Annotated in this window: 13 protein-coding genes; 12 read left to right on the top strand and 1 reads right to left on the bottom strand. The window is 61.8% G+C overall.

Annotated features, from left to right (window positions below):
* Positions 1–30 precede the first annotated feature (30 nt).
* From oadA to ACZ5WQ_RS13745, 5 genes are all read left to right on the top strand, one after another.
* The gene (gene oadA / locus ACZ5WQ_RS13725) at positions 31–1,842 is read left to right on the top strand and encodes a sodium-extruding oxaloacetate decarboxylase subunit alpha (protein ID WP_285677008.1); all 1,812 of its coding nucleotides are present in this window, start codon (positions 31–33) and stop codon (positions 1,840–1,842) included.
* Between the two features lie 111 nt (positions 1,843–1,953).
* Entirely contained in the window at positions 1,954–2,661 is a 708-nt protein-coding gene (locus tag ACZ5WQ_RS13730; protein ID WP_088275857.1) for a carbonic anhydrase, read from the top strand.
* Between the two features lie 164 nt (positions 2,662–2,825).
* On the top strand, positions 2,826–3,317 hold the full coding sequence (gene purE, locus ACZ5WQ_RS13735; protein WP_088275953.1) for a 5-(carboxyamino)imidazole ribonucleotide mutase: 492 nt from the start codon (positions 2,826–2,828) through the stop codon (positions 3,315–3,317).
* A gap of 10 nt (positions 3,318–3,327) precedes the next feature.
* The gene (locus ACZ5WQ_RS13740) at positions 3,328–4,410 is read left to right on the top strand and encodes a 5-(carboxyamino)imidazole ribonucleotide synthase (RefSeq protein WP_464382484.1); all 1,083 of its coding nucleotides are present in this window, start codon (positions 3,328–3,330) and stop codon (positions 4,408–4,410) included.
* A 242-nt stretch (positions 4,411–4,652) separates the two neighbouring features.
* Positions 4,653–5,821 (top strand): IS3 family transposase gene (locus tag ACZ5WQ_RS13745; protein WP_464382447.1). Its coding sequence is split into 2 segments (ribosomal slippage): positions 4,653–4,914 and positions 4,914–5,821, totalling 1,170 coding nucleotides; the frame shifts between segments, so codons are not numbered across the junction.
* 258 nt (positions 5,822–6,079) lie between these two features.
* Here ACZ5WQ_RS13745 and ACZ5WQ_RS13750 read toward each other — a convergent pair.
* Positions 6,080–7,300 (bottom strand): acyl-CoA dehydrogenase family protein, encoded by a 1,221-nt coding sequence (locus ACZ5WQ_RS13750; protein ID WP_228246000.1) that lies wholly within the window; start codon positions 7,298–7,300, stop codon positions 6,080–6,082.
* A gap of 160 nt (positions 7,301–7,460) precedes the next feature.
* On the opposite strand from ACZ5WQ_RS13750, the gene ACZ5WQ_RS13755 reads away from it, so the two are divergent.
* From ACZ5WQ_RS13755 to ACZ5WQ_RS13785, 7 genes are all read left to right on the top strand, one after another.
* A complete protein-coding gene (locus tag ACZ5WQ_RS13755; protein WP_269688379.1) occupies positions 7,461–8,114 on the top strand; it encodes a TetR/AcrR family transcriptional regulator in 654 nt (217 codons plus the stop codon).
* Positions 8,115–8,240: 126 nt separating this feature from the next.
* A complete protein-coding gene (locus ACZ5WQ_RS13760) occupies positions 8,241–11,903 on the top strand; it encodes a PAS domain S-box protein (RefSeq protein WP_464382485.1) in 3,663 nt (1,220 codons plus the stop codon).
* 8 nt (positions 11,904–11,911) lie between these two features.
* Complete coding sequence (locus tag ACZ5WQ_RS13765; protein WP_464382486.1) at positions 11,912–12,901, top strand: HD domain-containing phosphohydrolase; 990 nt, start codon at positions 11,912–11,914, stop codon at positions 12,899–12,901.
* Positions 12,902–12,981: 80 nt separating this feature from the next.
* On the top strand, positions 12,982–13,506 hold the full coding sequence (locus ACZ5WQ_RS13770; RefSeq protein WP_373315121.1) for a DUF3299 domain-containing protein: 525 nt from the start codon (positions 12,982–12,984) through the stop codon (positions 13,504–13,506).
* Positions 13,507–13,598: 92 nt separating this feature from the next.
* Complete coding sequence (locus ACZ5WQ_RS13775; RefSeq protein ID WP_464382487.1) at positions 13,599–14,537, top strand: alpha/beta fold hydrolase; 939 nt, start codon at positions 13,599–13,601, stop codon at positions 14,535–14,537.
* A complete protein-coding gene (gene tsaA, locus ACZ5WQ_RS13780) occupies positions 14,534–15,235 on the top strand; it encodes a tRNA (N6-threonylcarbamoyladenosine(37)-N6)-methyltransferase TrmO (protein WP_228246005.1) in 702 nt (233 codons plus the stop codon). The genes ACZ5WQ_RS13775 and tsaA overlap by 4 nt, the downstream gene beginning before the upstream one ends.
* A gap of 107 nt (positions 15,236–15,342) precedes the next feature.
* The gene (locus ACZ5WQ_RS13785) at positions 15,343–16,548 is read left to right on the top strand and encodes a GGDEF domain-containing protein (RefSeq protein ID WP_228246006.1); all 1,206 of its coding nucleotides are present in this window, start codon (positions 15,343–15,345) and stop codon (positions 16,546–16,548) included.
* Positions 16,549–16,578: the final 30 nt, after the last annotated feature.

The following is a 16,578-nucleotide window of genomic DNA, read 5'->3' on the forward strand; positions in this document are numbered from 1 at the left end:
TTGGCGCTTGAAGCTGATGAGGAACAGAAAATGAGCAACACACGCAAAATCACAGTTACCGATACCATCCTGCGCGACGCCCACCAGTCTCTGCTGGCGACCCGTCTGCGTACCGAAGACATGCTGCCGATCTGCGACAAGCTGGATCAGGTCGGCTACTGGTCGCTGGAAGTCTGGGGCGGCGCGACCTTTGACGCCTGCGTGCGCTTTCTGAAAGAAGATCCCTGGGAGCGTCTGCGCACCCTGCGCAAGGCGCTGCCGAACACCCGCCTGCAAATGCTGCTGCGTGGCCAGAACCTGCTTGGCTACCGTCACTACAGCGACGACGTGGTTCGCGCCTTTGTTGCCAAGGCTGCCGAAAACGGTATTGACGTATTCCGCATCTTTGATGCCATGAACGACGTGCGCAACCTCAAGGTCGCCATCGAAGCAGTCAAGGCGGCCGGCAAGCACGCCCAGGGCACCATCGCCTATACCACCAGCCCGGTGCATACGGTTGAAACCTTCGTGCAGCAGGCCAAGGACATGGCAGCGATGGGCATCGATTCCATCGCCATCAAGGACATGGCCGGTCTGCTGACCCCATTCGCCACCGGCGATCTGGTCAAGGCGCTGAAAGCCGAACTCGACCTGCCGGTGTTCATTCACTCGCACGACACCGCCGGCCTGGCCGCCATGTGTCAGCTCAAGGCGATCGAAAACGGTGCCGACCACATCGACACCGCTATCTCGTCCATGGCCTGGGGCACCAGCCACCCGGGCACCGAGTCGATGGTTGCCGCGCTGAAAGGCACCCCGTACGACACCGGTCTGGATCTGGAGCTGCTGCAGGAAATCGGCATGTACTTCCACGCCGTGCGCAAGAAGTACCACCAGTTCGAGAGCGACTTCACCGGCGTGGATACCCGCGTGCAGGTCAACCAGGTACCGGGCGGCATGATGTCCAACCTGGCCAACCAGCTGAAGGAACAAGGCGCACTGGACCGCATCCAGGACGTATTCGCGGAAATCCCGCGGGTGCGTGAGGACCTCGGCTTCCCGCCGCTGGTGACCCCGACCTCGCAGATCGTCGGCACCCAGGCGGTGTTCAACGTGCTGGCCGGCGAACGCTACAAGACCATCACCAACGAAGTGAAGCTGTACCTGCAGGGCCGTTACGGTCAGGCACCGGGTACCGTCAACGAGAAGCTGCGTCGTCAGGCCATCGGCGGCGAAGAGGTCATTGACGTGCGCCCGGCCGACCTGATCAAGCCGGAAATGGACCGCCTGCGCAGCGAAGTCGGCGCGCTGGCCAAGTCGGAAGAAGATGTGCTGACCTTCGCCATGTTCCCGGACATTGGCCGCAAATTCCTCGAAGAACGCGAAGCCGGCACCCTCAAGCCCGAGCAACTGCTGCCGGCGCCCGGCCAGGGCGCTCCGGCTGCCGCCAGCGAAGGCGTACCGACCGAGTTCATCATTGATGTTCACGGCGAGTCCTACCGCGTCGATATCACCGGCGTCGGCGTCAAGGGCGACGGCAAGCGTCACTTCTACCTGAGCCTCGACGGCATGCCGGAAGAAGTGGTGTTCGAGCCGCTGAACGCCTTCGTTGGCGAGGGCAGCAGCAAGCGCAAGCAGGCCAGCGAACCAGGCCACGTGACCACCAGCATGCCAGGCAACGTGGTTGACGTGCTGGTCAAGGTCGGCGACAGCGTCAAGGCCGGTCAGGCCGTACTGGTCAGCGAAGCCATGAAGATGGAAAGCGAAATCCAGGCGGCCATCGCCGGGACCGTCAAGGCGGTCAACGTCGCCAAGGGTGATCGCGTCAATCCGGGCGAGATCCTGATCGAGATTGAGGCCTGACACCACACGGGTGCCGTTGCGGCGCTGCGAGCAGCGCTGCAACGGCGTCGGTGTCGTGACCGGGAAACTGATCGTCTACCGTTCAGCCCAACCAAGGATTGAGACTGCGACATGAATAAAGATTCCAGACGCAACGAAAGCGCCGAAGAAGCCCTCAAGCAGATCGTCGACGGCTTCAACCGCTTTCGTAACGAGGTCTACCCGGAACAGCAGGAGCTGTTCAAGAAGCTGGCGCACGAGCAGGTCCCGCGTGCCATGTTCATTACCTGCGCCGATTCGCGCGTGGCGCCGGAACTGATCACCCAGAGTGCGCCGGGCGACCTGTTCGTCTCCCGTAACGTCGGTAATGTGGTACCCCCCTACGGCCAGATGATGGGCGGCGTGTCCACCGCCATCGAGTTCGCAGTGCTGGCGCTCAACGTGCAGCACATCATCATCTGCGGCCATTCCGACTGCGGCGCGATGAAGGCGGTTCTGAATCCGGAAACCCTCGACTCGCTGCCGACCGTCAAGGCCTGGCTGCGTCACGCCGAAGTTGCCAAGATCGTGGTCGAAGACAACTGCGACTGCTGCGACAACAAGCTGGCGATGATGACCGAAGAAAACGTCATCGCTCAGCTGCAGCATCTGGCCACCCACCCCTCGGTGGCTTCGCGACTGGCTCGCGGCGAACTGTTCATTCACGGCTGGGTGTACGACATCGAGACCGCGCACATTCGCGCCTACGACTCGGAAACCAACGAGTTTCGCCAGATCGGCGAAGGCCCGCTGCCGATGGCCACACCGCGCGCGCGCTACCCCGGCCGCAACGCCAGCTAACCGACAGGCGCATTACTGCATTTGCCCAATTACGGGTATACTGCGCCGTCTGTTTAGCGGCAGACCCCACGGGGTCTGCACTCTCCAAGCAAGCCACGCCAGTCCGCTGCCGTGGCTTGTTGGTTTCTGCCGCCGAGGCGGCCCTGATGAGCGAGGCACTACAGATGACCGCACTGGTTGGCGTGATCATGGGCTCCAAGTCCGACTGGTCCACCCTGAGCCATACGGCCGACATGCTTGAACAGTTGGGCATTCCCTACGAAGTGAAGGTGGTTTCCGCCCACCGCACCCCTGATCTGCTGTTCCAATACGCTGAAGAAGCGGCCGATCGCGGCATCGAAGTGATCATCGCCGGCGCCGGCGGCGCAGCCCACCTGCCGGGCATGTGCGCGGCCAAGACTCACCTGCCGGTGCTCGGCGTGCCGGTGCAGTCCTCCATGCTCTCCGGTGTCGATTCGCTGCTGTCCATCGTGCAGATGCCGGCCGGCGTGCCGGTCGCCACTCTGGCCATCGGCAAGGCCGGTGCGGTTAACGCAGCGCTGCTGTCGGCCAGCATTCTCGGCGGCAAGCACCCGCAGTTCAGCAAGGCGCTGCAGGAATTCCGCACCCAGCAGACCGACAACGTGCTGAACAACCCAGACCCGCGTCAGGCTTGAGGAATCGGATATGAAGATCGGCGTCATCGGTGGTGGACAACTGGGTCGCATGCTGGCTTTGGCCGGCACCCCGCTCGGCCAGCAGTTCGCGTTTCTCGACCCGGCCCCGGATGCCTGCGCCCAGGCCCTCGGTGAGCACATCCGCGCCGACTACAGCGATACCGATCACCTGCGCCAGCTGGCCGAAGAAGTCGACGTGGTGACCTTCGAGTTCGAAAGCGTCCCGGCCGAAACCGTCGCCTTCCTCTCGCAGTTCGTCCCGGTCTACCCGAACGCCGAATCACTGCGCATCGCTCGCGACCGCTGGTTTGAAAAGTCGATGTTCCAGGACCTCGGCATCCCGACCCCGGAGTTTGCCGACATCCAGTCGCAGGACAACCTCGATGCCGCGGTCAAGCGCATCGGCCTGCCGGCGGTGATGAAGACCCGGACCCTGGGTTATGACGGCAAGGGCCAGAAAGTCCTGCGCCACCCGGAAGACGTGGTTGGCGCCTTTGCCGAGCTGGGCAGCGTGCCCTGCATTCTGGAAGGCTTTGTGCCCTTCACCGGCGAGGTGTCGCTGGTTGCCGTACGTGCCCGCGACGGTGAAACCCGCTTCTACCCGCTGGTGCACAACACCCACGAGAACGGCATCCTCAAGCTGTCGATCGCCAGTACCGCGCATCCGCTGCAGGCACTGGCCGAAGACTACGTCGGCCGCGTGCTCGACAAACTGGACTACGTCGGCGTGCTGGCTTTTGAGTTCTTTGAAGTCGACGGCGGCCTGAAAGCCAACGAAATCGCCCCGCGCGTGCACAACTCCGGCCACTGGACCATCGAAGGCGCCGAGTGCAGCCAGTTCGAAAACCACCTGCGCGCCATCGCCGGCCTGCCGCTGGGCTCGACCGCCAAGGTCGGTGAAAGCGCGATGCTCAACTTTATCGGCGAAGTCCCCGCCGTCGACGCCGTCGCTGCCATTGAGCACTGCCATCTGCACCACTACGGCAAGGCCTTCAAGGCCGGTCGCAAGGTCGGCCACGCGACCCTGCGCTGCCCGGATATGGCGACGCTGAAAGCGCGCATTGCCGAGGTTGAGGCGCTGATCGGCAAATAAGTTTGCTGGCGGGATAACCGAGAAAGGCGCAACACTGGGTGTTGCGCCTTTTTTGTTGGGTTAAATATCCAGAAGCGACAACTGCACGGACCAATCCCCGTTTACGCGGGCGAGTAGCGCAGGGCTGACGGGAGATAGGACGGCAGCCTGTCTGAGGAGCGTAGCGACGAGTTCTGCCTGTAGTGGTCTACTAATCCCGGACACCAAGTTAGGCGGTAGAATCGCCATCAGCGAGGTGTTCAATGAGCAAACAACGTCGATCCTTTTCGGTCGAGTTCAAACATGATGCAGCGGCCTTGGTCGTCGACCAAGGCTATAGCGTGGCAGAAGCCTGCAAGTCGATGGGTGTCGGAGAAACCGCTCTCCGGCGCTGGGTCGATCAACTGCGCGAGGAGCGTGGTGGAGTGACGCCAAACAGCAAGGCGCTCACGGCTGAACAGCAGGAAATTCAAGCCCTGAAGGCGCGTATCAATCGCCTTGAGCTGGAGAAGAAAATCTTAAAGGAGGCCACTGCGCTCTTGATGGCCGAGGAGCACGGGCGCAGACGTTGAGGTCGATTCGGCAACTGGCCAAGCGCTATCCCGTCCAACTGTTGTGTGCTGTTTTCGACGTGTCGCGCTCTAGCTATTACGCCTACCTGGCCAGATGCAGGCGCGTTAATGTTCAGCGGCTACTGCTGCGTCGTCGAGTGAACGAGCTGTTTACTCAAAGCCGCAGTGCCGCGGGTAGTCGCAGCATAGCCGCCATGCTCCAAGCAGAAGGCACAGTGATCGGTCGCTTTAAGGTAAGAGCGCTGATGAAAGAGCAGGGCCTGATTAGTAAGCAACCGGGGACACACGCCTACAAGAAGTCGACAGTGGAGCGGCCTGACATACCGAACATTTTGGAGCGGCAGTTCACTGTCGAGGCCCCCAATACGGTTTGGTGTGGCGACATTACCTATATCTGGGCGCAGGGCAAATGGCATTACCTCGCCGCAGTATTGGACTTGTTCAGTCGCAGAGTGGTGGGCTGGGCGATGTCTGCCAAGCCGGATGCTGATCTGGTCGTAAAGGCGCTCGACAGAGCCTACGAGATGCGTGGGCGCCCAAGTGGTGTCTTGTTCCACAGCGATCAAGGTAGCCAATACAGCAGTCGCCACTTCCGCCAGAGGCTATGGCGATACCGGATGCCCCAGAGCATGAGTCGGCGCGGAAACTGTTGGGATAATGCACCGATGGAGCGCCTGTTCCGTAGCCTGAAAACGGAGTGGGTTCCGACGGTAGGCTACATGACCGCTGCACTGGCTGAGCAGGATATAGGTCGCTACCTAATGCAATGCTACAACTGGACAAGACCACATCAGCACAACGGCCTCGTGCCGCCGGCTGTTGTAGAAGAAAAACTTAAATCACTGTCCGGAAATTGTTGACCACTACAGCCGGCCCCCGTCAGGCCGAGCAACGCAGCGAACCCGAAGGGCCGCGTAGCCGGGTGCCCGGGGGGATCGCTAAGGGGGGCCGGGCAAGCGGCCCCCCTTGGCTCGCCGGAGAAGGCGAAAAGCGAACTGTCAGATTACGCGCCAACTAGCCCTAAAAAACGCCCCAACAAAAAGCGTCCTCACAGGCGTTCCCAAGCAAAAACCCCGCAGCACCATGTGGCACTGCGGAGTTGCTCACCACTCACCGCATTACTGGAAGCGCTTGAGCTCCGCCTTGGCAATCGCGTTGCGGTGCACTTCATCCGGACCATCGGCGGTGCGCAGGTGCCGGGCGTAGACGTACAGCTGCGCCAGCGGGAAGTCGGAGGAGAAACCACCGGCGCCGTGGGCCTGAATCGCCCAGTCGATGACCTGACACGCCATGTTCGGCGCTGCCACCTTGATCATCGCAATCTGCTTGGCCGCGACCTTGTTGCCAACGGTATCCATCAGGTACGCCGCGTTCATGACCAGGAAGCGCGCCTGATCGATCATGATCCGCGACTCGGCGATGCGCTCACGCCACACGCCCTGCTCGGCCAGCGTCTTGCCGAACGCAACGCGCTTGCTCAGACGCTCACACATCAGCGCCAGCGCGCGTTCAGCCTGACCGATCACCCGCATGCAGTGGTGAATACGACCCGGGCCAAGGCGGCCCTGAGCAATCTCGAAGCCCCGGCCTTCACCCAGCAGCATGTTGCTGGCCGGCACGCGCACGTTCTCGAAGATGATTTCCGGGTGACCATAGGGCGGGTCCATATAGCCGTAGCAGCCCATATCACGCAGCACGGTGACGCCAGGGGTATTCATCGGCACCAGAATCATCGACTGCTGCTGGTGGCGGTTCGGGTTGTCCGGGTCGCTCTTGCCCATCACCACCATGATCTCGCAGCGCTCGTTGGCGGCGCCAGAGATATACCACTTGCGGCCGTTGATCACATACTCGTCGCCGTCGCGCTCGATGCGGGTTTCCACATTGGTGGCATCGGAGGACGCCACCAGTGGCTCGGTCATGGCAAAGGCAGAGCGGATTTCGCCGTTCAGCAGCGGGGTCAGCCAGCGCTCCTGCTGCTCCTTGGTGCCGTAGCGGGCCAGCACTTCCATGTTGCCGGTATCCGGCGCGCCGCAGTTGAACACCTCGGACGCCCACATGCCCGGCACCCGCCCCATCAGCTCGGCCAGCGGGGCGTACTCCATGTTGCTCAGACCCGGGCCGTGCTCGGCTTCCGGCAGAAACAGGTTCCACAGGCCTTCGGCGCGGGCCTTGGCCTTCAGCTCTTCCATCAGTTTGACGGTGGTGTAGGCATTGCCGGCCTTCTCGTTGGCGCGGATTTCTTCTTCGTAACGCTGTTCATTGGGGAAAATGTGCGCGTCCATAAAATCGGAAACGCGCTTTTGCAGATCCAGTGAGCGTTCGGTCTGGTGGTACATGGCGAACTCCTGAGGTGTCGATCATGCGGTTGCGATGGCAGCCGTCCTGAAGACAAAATCTCAATACACATGTGTATTGTCAATTGTGTATGGAAATAGATATGACGCAGGCTTCGTCCGACTTATAATGCTCGGCCGAAACATTCACCGGAGTCATCACATGCCGACTGCCAGCAAACCCGGGCGCCGCGGTCGCCCAACCGGCCGCGCCGTGCTGACCCCACAGGACTGGTTCAACGCCGCCACCGAGGCCATCCTTGAGGGCGGCTTCGATCAATTGCGGGTACTGCCTCTGGCCAAGCGCCTGAAGGTGACCCGCGGCAGTTTCTACTGGCACTTCGAGGACCTGCCGCAGTTCATTCGGCTGTTTCTTGATCAGTGGCAGGCCCAGCGCATAAAGGGCCTGCGCTACTGGCAACCGGGGCTGGATCCGCAGTTGAGCCCCGAGCAGGAGGTTGAACGGGTACTGCTGTTGATGTTCGAGGGGCCGGCGGTCGAGTTCAAACGCATGAAGGTCGAGTTCGCCATCCGCGACTTTGCCCAGCGCGACCTTTACGCCCGCGATATTGTTGCCGCCGTGGACGAGGCCCGGGTCGAGCAGACCGCCCGCCTGCTTGCGCCGCTGGTGCCCGCCGGCACTGCCCGTGGCATGGCAATGATTCAGTACGCGACGATCCTGGGCAGCGTGCTGCTGTTCCGCGGTCAACTGGGCGGGGAACGCGCCCTGCAGACCATACGTCAGCAGTGGCAGGCGTTGCTGCAGCCCGCTCAAGCCGCGGGCTTGCCCGCCGATAACCCGAATGCTGAGTGCTGATACGGTGCGGGCTGGGCAGCCAGCACCGACGACGCTATGATAACCCTGTGCTGTCACACGCCGGATGCGGGATGACCGCGCGCTTCCTTGCGCCCCTGGGCGCACCAGGCCTGTAAGGAGCGAGCCGTGTTGACCCATTCCTGGTTCTATCAGGCAGATCTGCACCAAGGCCAGCTGCTGCATGGCCACCACCATGACGTCCTTTTGCTGGTTTCGGTGCTTGTCGCCATCGCTGCCTCATGGCTCGGCTTGCAGGTAGCCGGCCTCGCGCGGCAAGCAACCACCACCCCCACCCGCCAGGGCGCGCTGATCAGCGGAGCCATGGTACTGGGCGGCGGCATCTGGGCCATGCACTTTATCGGCATGTTGTCGTTCACCCTGCCGTTGCCTGTCCGATACGACCAGGCAACTACGCTGCTGTCGATGCTGCCGGCAATGGCTGCGTCGCTGCTGGCCCTGCATCTGCTCGCACGACCGAATCTCGACTGGCGAATCATGCTCAGTGGTGGTGTTCTGATTGGTGCCGGAATCGGCATGATGCATTACTACGGCATGACAGCCATGCGCATGGACGCCCTGTTACGGTTCGACCCGCTATGGTTTTTCGCATCGCTGATCATCGCCGTGGCCATGGCGGTTCTGGCGCTCTGGGTGCGCTTTGGTCTGGGTCATGAGAGCCGCACCCATCTGCTGATTGCCGCCATCGTCATGGGGCTGGCAATTTCATCCATGCATTATGCCGGTATGGCGGCAGCCCGCTTTGTCGGTAGCGCCCAGCCGGATTTCGTGCCGCAGCTCAACGACCAGGAAAACAACGGACTGCTGATCGCCTTCGCCGTTGTCGTGTTCGGCGGTCTGGTTGGCGTAATCAACGCGATGGTGCGCTTCAGTCAGCTGTACCAGCGGGTCCAGGCCAATACCGAGCGCATCCGCAGCATCGCCGATACCGCCATTGATGCCATCATTACCTGGGATACCAGCGGCATCATCGAGGAAGCCAACCATGCCGCAGAAAGCCTGTTTGGCTGGCCGCGCGATGAACTGGTCGGACAACATATCGATATCCTGCTGCCCGAGGATTCGGCGGCACAGACACACGCCTTCCTGCAGGATTTCAGCAATGCCGGACATCCCCCTCGCACCGGGATGAATCTGGAAACCTGGTGTCGCCGGCGCAATGGCACACTATTTCCGGTCAGGGTTGCCCTGGGCCAGGCGACGCTCAAGGGTCGGAATCATTTCGTCGGATTTATCAGCGACATAACCGAGCGTCACCTGCTGGAGAAGTCGCTGCGTGAGCGCGAGGAGCAATACCGCAGCCTCATTGCCAACATCCCCGGGGTTACCTTTCGCTGCCTGCCTAGGGAAGACTGGCGCATGCTGTTCATCAGCGACGCTGTTGAACAGATGACCGGCTGGCCGGCCGAGCGTTTCCTCAGTGGCGAGCTGAGCTTCGCCGACCTGATTCATCCGGACGACAGCGACTTCACCGTTGAGCACGTCATGGGCGCCATCGGCCGACGCGAGAAACACACGCTCGAATACCGTATTTTCCATCGCGACGGCCAACTGCGCTGGGTATGCGAATATGCCAGCGCGATTTTCGACGAACAGGGAAATGCCGAGTGGATCGACGGCGTGATCATCGATATCACCGATGCCAAACTGCGCACTGCCGAGTTCAAGGGTATCGTTCGGGCCATCAGTCAGGCTCAGGGCATGGCGGATATCGACCTCGACGGCCGGATCATCTTCTCCAACCGCCGCTTTATCGATCTGTCCGGTTACCCGGCGGAGCAGCTGGAGGGTCGGCATCTGCAGCAACTGCTGGTAAGCGGACAATTTGATCCGCAGCAGTGGCAGAAGGTACGCGAAGGCGAGTATCTGGCAGGCGAATACACCCTGCGTCATGCCAACGGCAGCAGCATTCACACCCAGATCTACTTCAACCCCATCATCGACGCCTATGGCCGCCCGGCAAAGGTGGTCATGCTGGTTACCGATCTCAGCGAACGTCACCGTATGGAATTGGCGCTGCTCGCCGCCAAGGAGCGCGCGGAACTGGCCGCCGAGTCCAAGGGCGCCTTCCTTGCCAATATGAGCCACGAAATTCGCACCCCGATGAACGCCATTATCGGCTTCAGCGAAGTGCTGTTGAATGAGTCGCTGAGCAGCACCCAGCGCAAGTACCTGAAAACCGTAAACCAGTCTGCACGCTCACTGCTCGGGCTGCTTAACGACATTCTTGATACTGCCAAGCTGGAGAAGGGAGCGGTCCAGCTTGAAGAAAACGCCTTCTCGCTGCGCGACCTGTGCCGACAGCTGATCAATGTATTTTCGCTGGAAGCCGGTCAGAAGGGCCTGGCGCTCGAGTTCGACTATCACGCGCAACAGGAGCATTACCGTGGTGACCCCATGCGGGTGCGGCAGGTGTTGACCAATCTGCTGGGTAACGCCATCAAGTTTACCCGTCAGGGCAGCGTGCGCCTGCAGGTCGACGCTGACAGCGATGGAGTATGCCTGCGTATCAGCGATACCGGCATCGGCATTGAGCCCGAGCGTATTCAGCAAATCTTCGAACCGTTCGCGCAGGCAGACGCCTCAATGAGCCGGCGTTTCGGCGGCACCGGCCTGGGCACCACCATTGCGCGCCAGCTGGTTGAGCTGATGGGCGGCGAGATCCGGGTCAGCAGCGTGCCGGAACAGGGCTCCACGTTTGCGGTCAGGCTGCCACTGGAGCCGCTGGACGACCTCACCGCGCAGCTGGCAAATAAAACTGCCGGCAATATCGAACTGCCGCCGCTGCGCATTCTGGTCGCCGATGACGTCGCCGAAAACGTGCAACTGATGGAAGTGATGCTGCGTGCCGAGGGCCACCGGGTGTACAGCGCCGGTAATGGCCTGAGTGCCTTCGAGCGCGTTGTCGACGACCGCTTTGACCTGATCCTGATGGATATGCAGATGCCCGAGGTGGATGGCCTGGAAGCTACCCGGATCATCCGCCGCTACGAGGCCAACATGGGCTATCCGCCCACCCCCATCATCGCCCTGACAGCCAGCGTGCTGGACCGCGACCGCGAGGCGGCCCGTGCCGCCGGCATGGAGGGCTTCGCCTCCAAGCCGGTTGATCGCGAGGCACTTAAGCGCGAGATTGCCCGGGTCTTGGGTCTGCAACTTGCTGATGAGGTGTCGTTGAAGCCCGCTACCGCCAGGGGGCCGCAGCTGGTTGACTGGTACGCTGGCGAGCAGCGCTGGGGCGATCGTCAGGCGCTGATTGAGGCGATCCAGCGCTTCCTGGCCGATCTGCCGGCGCGGCTCGCAGAGCTCGAACAGGCGCTGCAGCAACCGTCAGCCGAACAGGCCCGCAGCCTGGTTCATCGCATCAACGGGAGCGCCGGCAACCTGTCGCTGCAGCAGCTGCAGCAGGCCGCTGCCGAACTCGAGAAACGTCTCACACAAACACCGACGCCTGCGCTGGCAGACGCCCTGCACGCCCTGTTGACCGCCGCGGAGCAGACCCGGGCCGCCATGCCAGAGCCTGGCCAACGCCGGCATCACAATAGCCACAGCACTCTGTCTAGAGAGCAGCGCCAGCACTTGGTCGATAATCTGATCACGGTTCTCAACCGCGGCGAGGTCAACGAACAGGCGCTGCAGCAACTGGCCGACACGCTGGAGCAGGACAAGCGCCAGGCTCTGGAGCAGGCGCTGGACAACTTTGATTTTGCGACTGCGATCTCGCTGCTGGAAGCCGAGCGCAGCCTTGCCGCTACCGAGACCGAGGGCTGAATCCGCCAATGCCATTCAAGGACAAACGCCCGGCGCTGCTGCTGGTCGACGACGAACCCGCGAACCTGCACGTGCTGAAACACATTCTGCAGGATGACTACCGACTGCTGTTTGCCCGTGACGGCCAGCGAGCACTGGAGCTGGCTGCCGCCGAACGGCCACAGCTGATTCTGCTGGATGTCATGATGCCGGGCATGACCGGCCATGAGGTCTGCGCGCAGCTGAAAAGTGATCCACACACCAGCGATATCCCGGTGATCTTCGTCACCGCCCTGTCCAGCGTAGAGGACGAGATACGCGGCTTTGAGCTGGGCGCGGTCGATTACATCAGCAAACCGGTCAGCGCCCCGATCGTCAAGGCACGGGTACGCACCCATCTGTCTCTGGTGCGCGCCGAAGTGCTGCGCCAGACCCGTCTGAATATCGTTCAGGCCCTGGGCATGGCGGCCGAATACAAGGATAACGAGACCGGCCTGCATCTCATCCGAATGAGCCACTTCTCGCGCATCATCGCGCTGGAGGCCGGCTTCAGCCCGGACGAAGCCGAAGAACTGCTGCACGCTGCGCCCATGCACGATGTCGGCAAGATCGGCATCCCGGACGCCATTTTGCAAAAGCCGGGCAAGCTCGACGAAAACGAATGGCTGATCATGCAGAAGCACCCGGAAATCGGCGCACAGATCATCGGCGAGCACAACGCCAGCATGCTGCAGATGGCTCGGCGTATTGCTCTCGGGCATCACGAAAAATGGGACGGCAGCGGCTATCCGGCCGGACTCGCCGGCGATGACATCCCCATTGAGGCGCGCATTGTTGCCATCGCCGACGTATTTGACGCACTCACCAGCGTACGCCCCTACAAAAAGGCCTGGACAGTCGAGGATGCCGTTGCACTGATTCGCGAACAGAGCGGCAGACACTTCGATCCGCAACTGGTCGAGTGCTTTATAAGGCGTCTGGACGAAATAAATCAGATCCGCGAACGCTGGGCCGAGTAGCCGGCAACCAGCGACTGTGGAACACTGCGCACCAACGCCGGTCTGATGCCGGCCCCGCTCCTGTGATGGAAACCCCAATGCTGCTGCGCTACGCCCTTTTGACGCTTGCTATTGCCCTGCCAGTCCATGCCGCGCAACCGTTGACGGTCGACTGGCTCGATCTGCTGCCCGCCGAGGACTACCAGGCGATGCTCGACATGCCCGATATCGAACATGGCTTCGGACCCGATGCCGATGGCAACTTCGACACCAGTCTGCGACAACGCGAGGGGCTCCCCGAGGTGATGTACTCGACCCGCGTCGTCGGCGAGTACGATGGCAAGGAGTTGCGTATAGGCGGCTATCCGGTCCCGCTGGAAACCGACGATCAGGGACGCTACACCAGCCTCTTTCTGGTGCCGTACGCCGGCGCCTGCATCCATGTGCCGCCACCACCGCCCAACCAGATCATCCTGGTTGAGTATCCGGATGGCGTGGTGATCGACGACATCTACCAACCCTACTGGGTACAGGGTACCCTGCGCGTCGAGCAGACCAGCAACGCGCTGGCGGATGCAAGCTATCAGCTGCAGGCCAGTCGGGTATGGCTCTACGATGGCGAGTAGATCAGCCCGCAATCGCCCACCCGGGTGGCATCACGCCATTATCAACTGCGCTAAGCTCGTATTTTTGAAACCCGCTTTCAGGAGAAGGCCCCATGCAACTGCTGATAGGTCTGATCGGCCTGTTCGTTCTGATTGCGTTCAGCCTGCGTCGCTGGCTGCTGCGCCGCGAGTCACCGCAGGTGCAGGCAGTCGATTTCGACGGTGAACTGTTTCGAATCGGACAGGCCTGCGTGGCCCGCCGCGGCCCGCAGGATGCCGAACAGACTGTCCTGGTGATGCCCGGGTTTGTGGAGAATTTTCTCTACTTCACCGAGCACTATGAAAACCCATCCCTGCAGCTGATCCTGCTTACCAGTGCCGACTACCATGTGCCGGTCAACCGGCCCCGCTTCAGCGAGGCAGACTGGATCAGCCAGCCGAAGGCCCGCGCCGGCACCATTGCCTACGACGCAGAGGTACTCAACCAGGCCCTGCAGCACCTGGCGACCGGCAAACAGATACGCGTGCATGGCCACTCACGCGGCGGCGCCGTAGTACTGGAGGCGGCGCGCCAGCACCCGGACCTGTTCACGCGGGTTGAGGTCATACTGGAGGCGCCGGTACTGCCCCAGGGCAAGCCCTATCGCGATGTACCACGATTCTTCCGCTGGTTTCTGCCCTTCTATCTGTTTGCCTGGCAACAGCAGCCCATCTCGGCCGCCAACCGCAGCCTGTTCGGTCCACTCGACAATCCGCGCAAGCGCGAGCTGATCATGGCACTGCCATTCAACCCGAAACGCGGCAGCACCTTCGTCCACAATATTCTGGATCTGGCCAACTGGATGCAGACCAATACCCCGGACATCTATCAGCACGTCTGCCGCGGGGCGATTCTGGTTCCCAGCGCGGATCGTATTCTGGAGCCCCGTGCGATGCTGCACAGCGCCCGCCAGGCAGAACGCCTGCAAATCATCGAAATCGAGGGCTGCAGCCATCTGATCACCGCCGATCGCCCGGACTGCATTCCCCCGCTGACGACCTTGACCCCATGAGCTGGCAGTTTGACCCGGTAGGTATCATCCACTCCTGCTTCGCAGAAAAGTTCGCCATTCCGCGCCAGCCCCTGCTGGCGCCCGCCGCAACCGCAAGCCTGGAGCTGTTGCCGCCCTACAACCAGCCGGAAGCACTCGAAGGGCTTGAGGGCGTCAGTCATCTGTGGCTGATCTTTGTCTTTCACGCGGCCGCCAGTGGCCCGCAGCACCTGCGCGTGCGGCCGCCCAGGCTGGGCGGCAATCAGCGTATCGGCGTATTTGCCAGCCGCGCTACCCATCGTCCCAACCCGATTGGCCAATCGGTGGTAAGGCTGGAAGGTATCGAGCAAAACCGCCTGCTGCTGTCCGGCGTGGATCTGCTGGACGGCACCCCAGTGCTGGATATAAAGCCCTACGTGCCCTACGCTGACTGTATTGAGAATGCCGTCAACCCGCTTGCACCAATACCGCCGCCAGCCCTGCCGGTGAGCTGGAGCGATGCAGCACTGGCACAGGCACAGGCACATCAGACACGGCTTGGGCAGCCGCTGGTAGCGCTGATCGAGCAATGCCTGAGTCAGGACCCGAAGCCGGCCTACCAGCAACCCGGCCCGGAGCGCGAGTATGGCGTGACTCTCTGGGATGTGAATGTTCGCTGGCATTATCCGCAGCCCGACAGGATTAGGGTGCTTGAGGTCAGTCAGCCGCAGCGTTCCTAGTCCGAAGACCCTCGCTCATCAGTCGTCCGACGCGGCGATCCGCCTGGCATCCTGGCGACATGACGATATACTCACCCAACGCATAAACAGGGGACGTTCCTTTCGCCATGACCCAGCTGTACTTTTCTCCAATCCTGCTGGGTATCCTCCTGTTGGTCGCCATCGCGCTCTGCGCAACCGCGCTGTACCGCATGGCGCCCGGGGAACCGGGCCCGGGCTTCTGGATGGCCGGTAGCTGGACCCTGATCGGTGGCGTAGCGCTGTTCATCGGCTTTATCGTGACCCGCAGCCCGCTGCTTAATGTCCTTGGCAACGCTGCCCAGCTCGCCGGCGAAGCCCTGTTCCTGATTGGCATCTTCAGGTTCATGGGCCGACCTCTGCCCTGGTGGACACTACCGGTCAGCGTGGGCGCCATGGTGATTGCCAATACCCATTACTGGCTGGTGCACGGCAACTCCGACCTGCTGATGGGCATCTACTCCAGCATCGCCGGACTGCTGCCGGTGCAGGCCATCTGGCTGCTGTTCAGAGAGCGCAGCGACCCCGACACCCGACCTGCCCGGCTACTGGTAGGGGCAAGCCTGATGGTTTATTCGATCACCACGCTGCTGCGCGGCACACTCTCCTATCTCGACTGGTGGCACGACGCGCCCTATGTTCAACCCTATGCGTCCTTTACTTACCTGCTGTCGTACAACTTCGCCATTCCGGCGCTGGTGCTGGGCTTCGTCGGCTGCAGCCTGATGACCACGCAGCGGGTACTCGCACGCAGTCGGCAGATGGCTGCCCAGCTGAAGGAACAGGCTACGCGCGACCCGCTGACCGGCACCCTGAACCGGCGAGCTTTCCATCAGGAACTCATTGCCGAGGTCGGCCGCAGCCAGCGGTATGGCCGCCCGCTCTGCCTGGCCATGTTTGATCTGGACCATTTCAAGCAACTGAACGACGAACTGGGCCACCTGGCTGGTGACCAGGCGCTGCAGAATTTCTGCCGCCTGTGCGAACAACAGGCACGCCGCACGGATATCTTCGCGCGTTTCGGTGGAGAGGAGTTTGTGCTGCTGATGCCCGAAACCGACGCAAAACAGGCACAGCTGCTACTGGAGCGCATTCGCCAAACCCTAGCCGAGCAGCAGTTCCTTTATCTGGACCAACGCTACCAACTGCAGGTCAGCATCGGTGTGGCCGATCTGGCCACCAGCGGCAGCCCGGACCAGTTGCTGCGTCAGGCAGACCTGGCGCTTTATCAGGCCAAGGCATCGGGTCGCAACCGGGTGCAGCTGTGGTCACCACCCGCTTCCATGGCATACTGACCGGCACCACCGCCACTCGAGCCTGTCCAC

It is taken from the genome of Halopseudomonas sp. T1L2 (assembly GCF_055397385.1).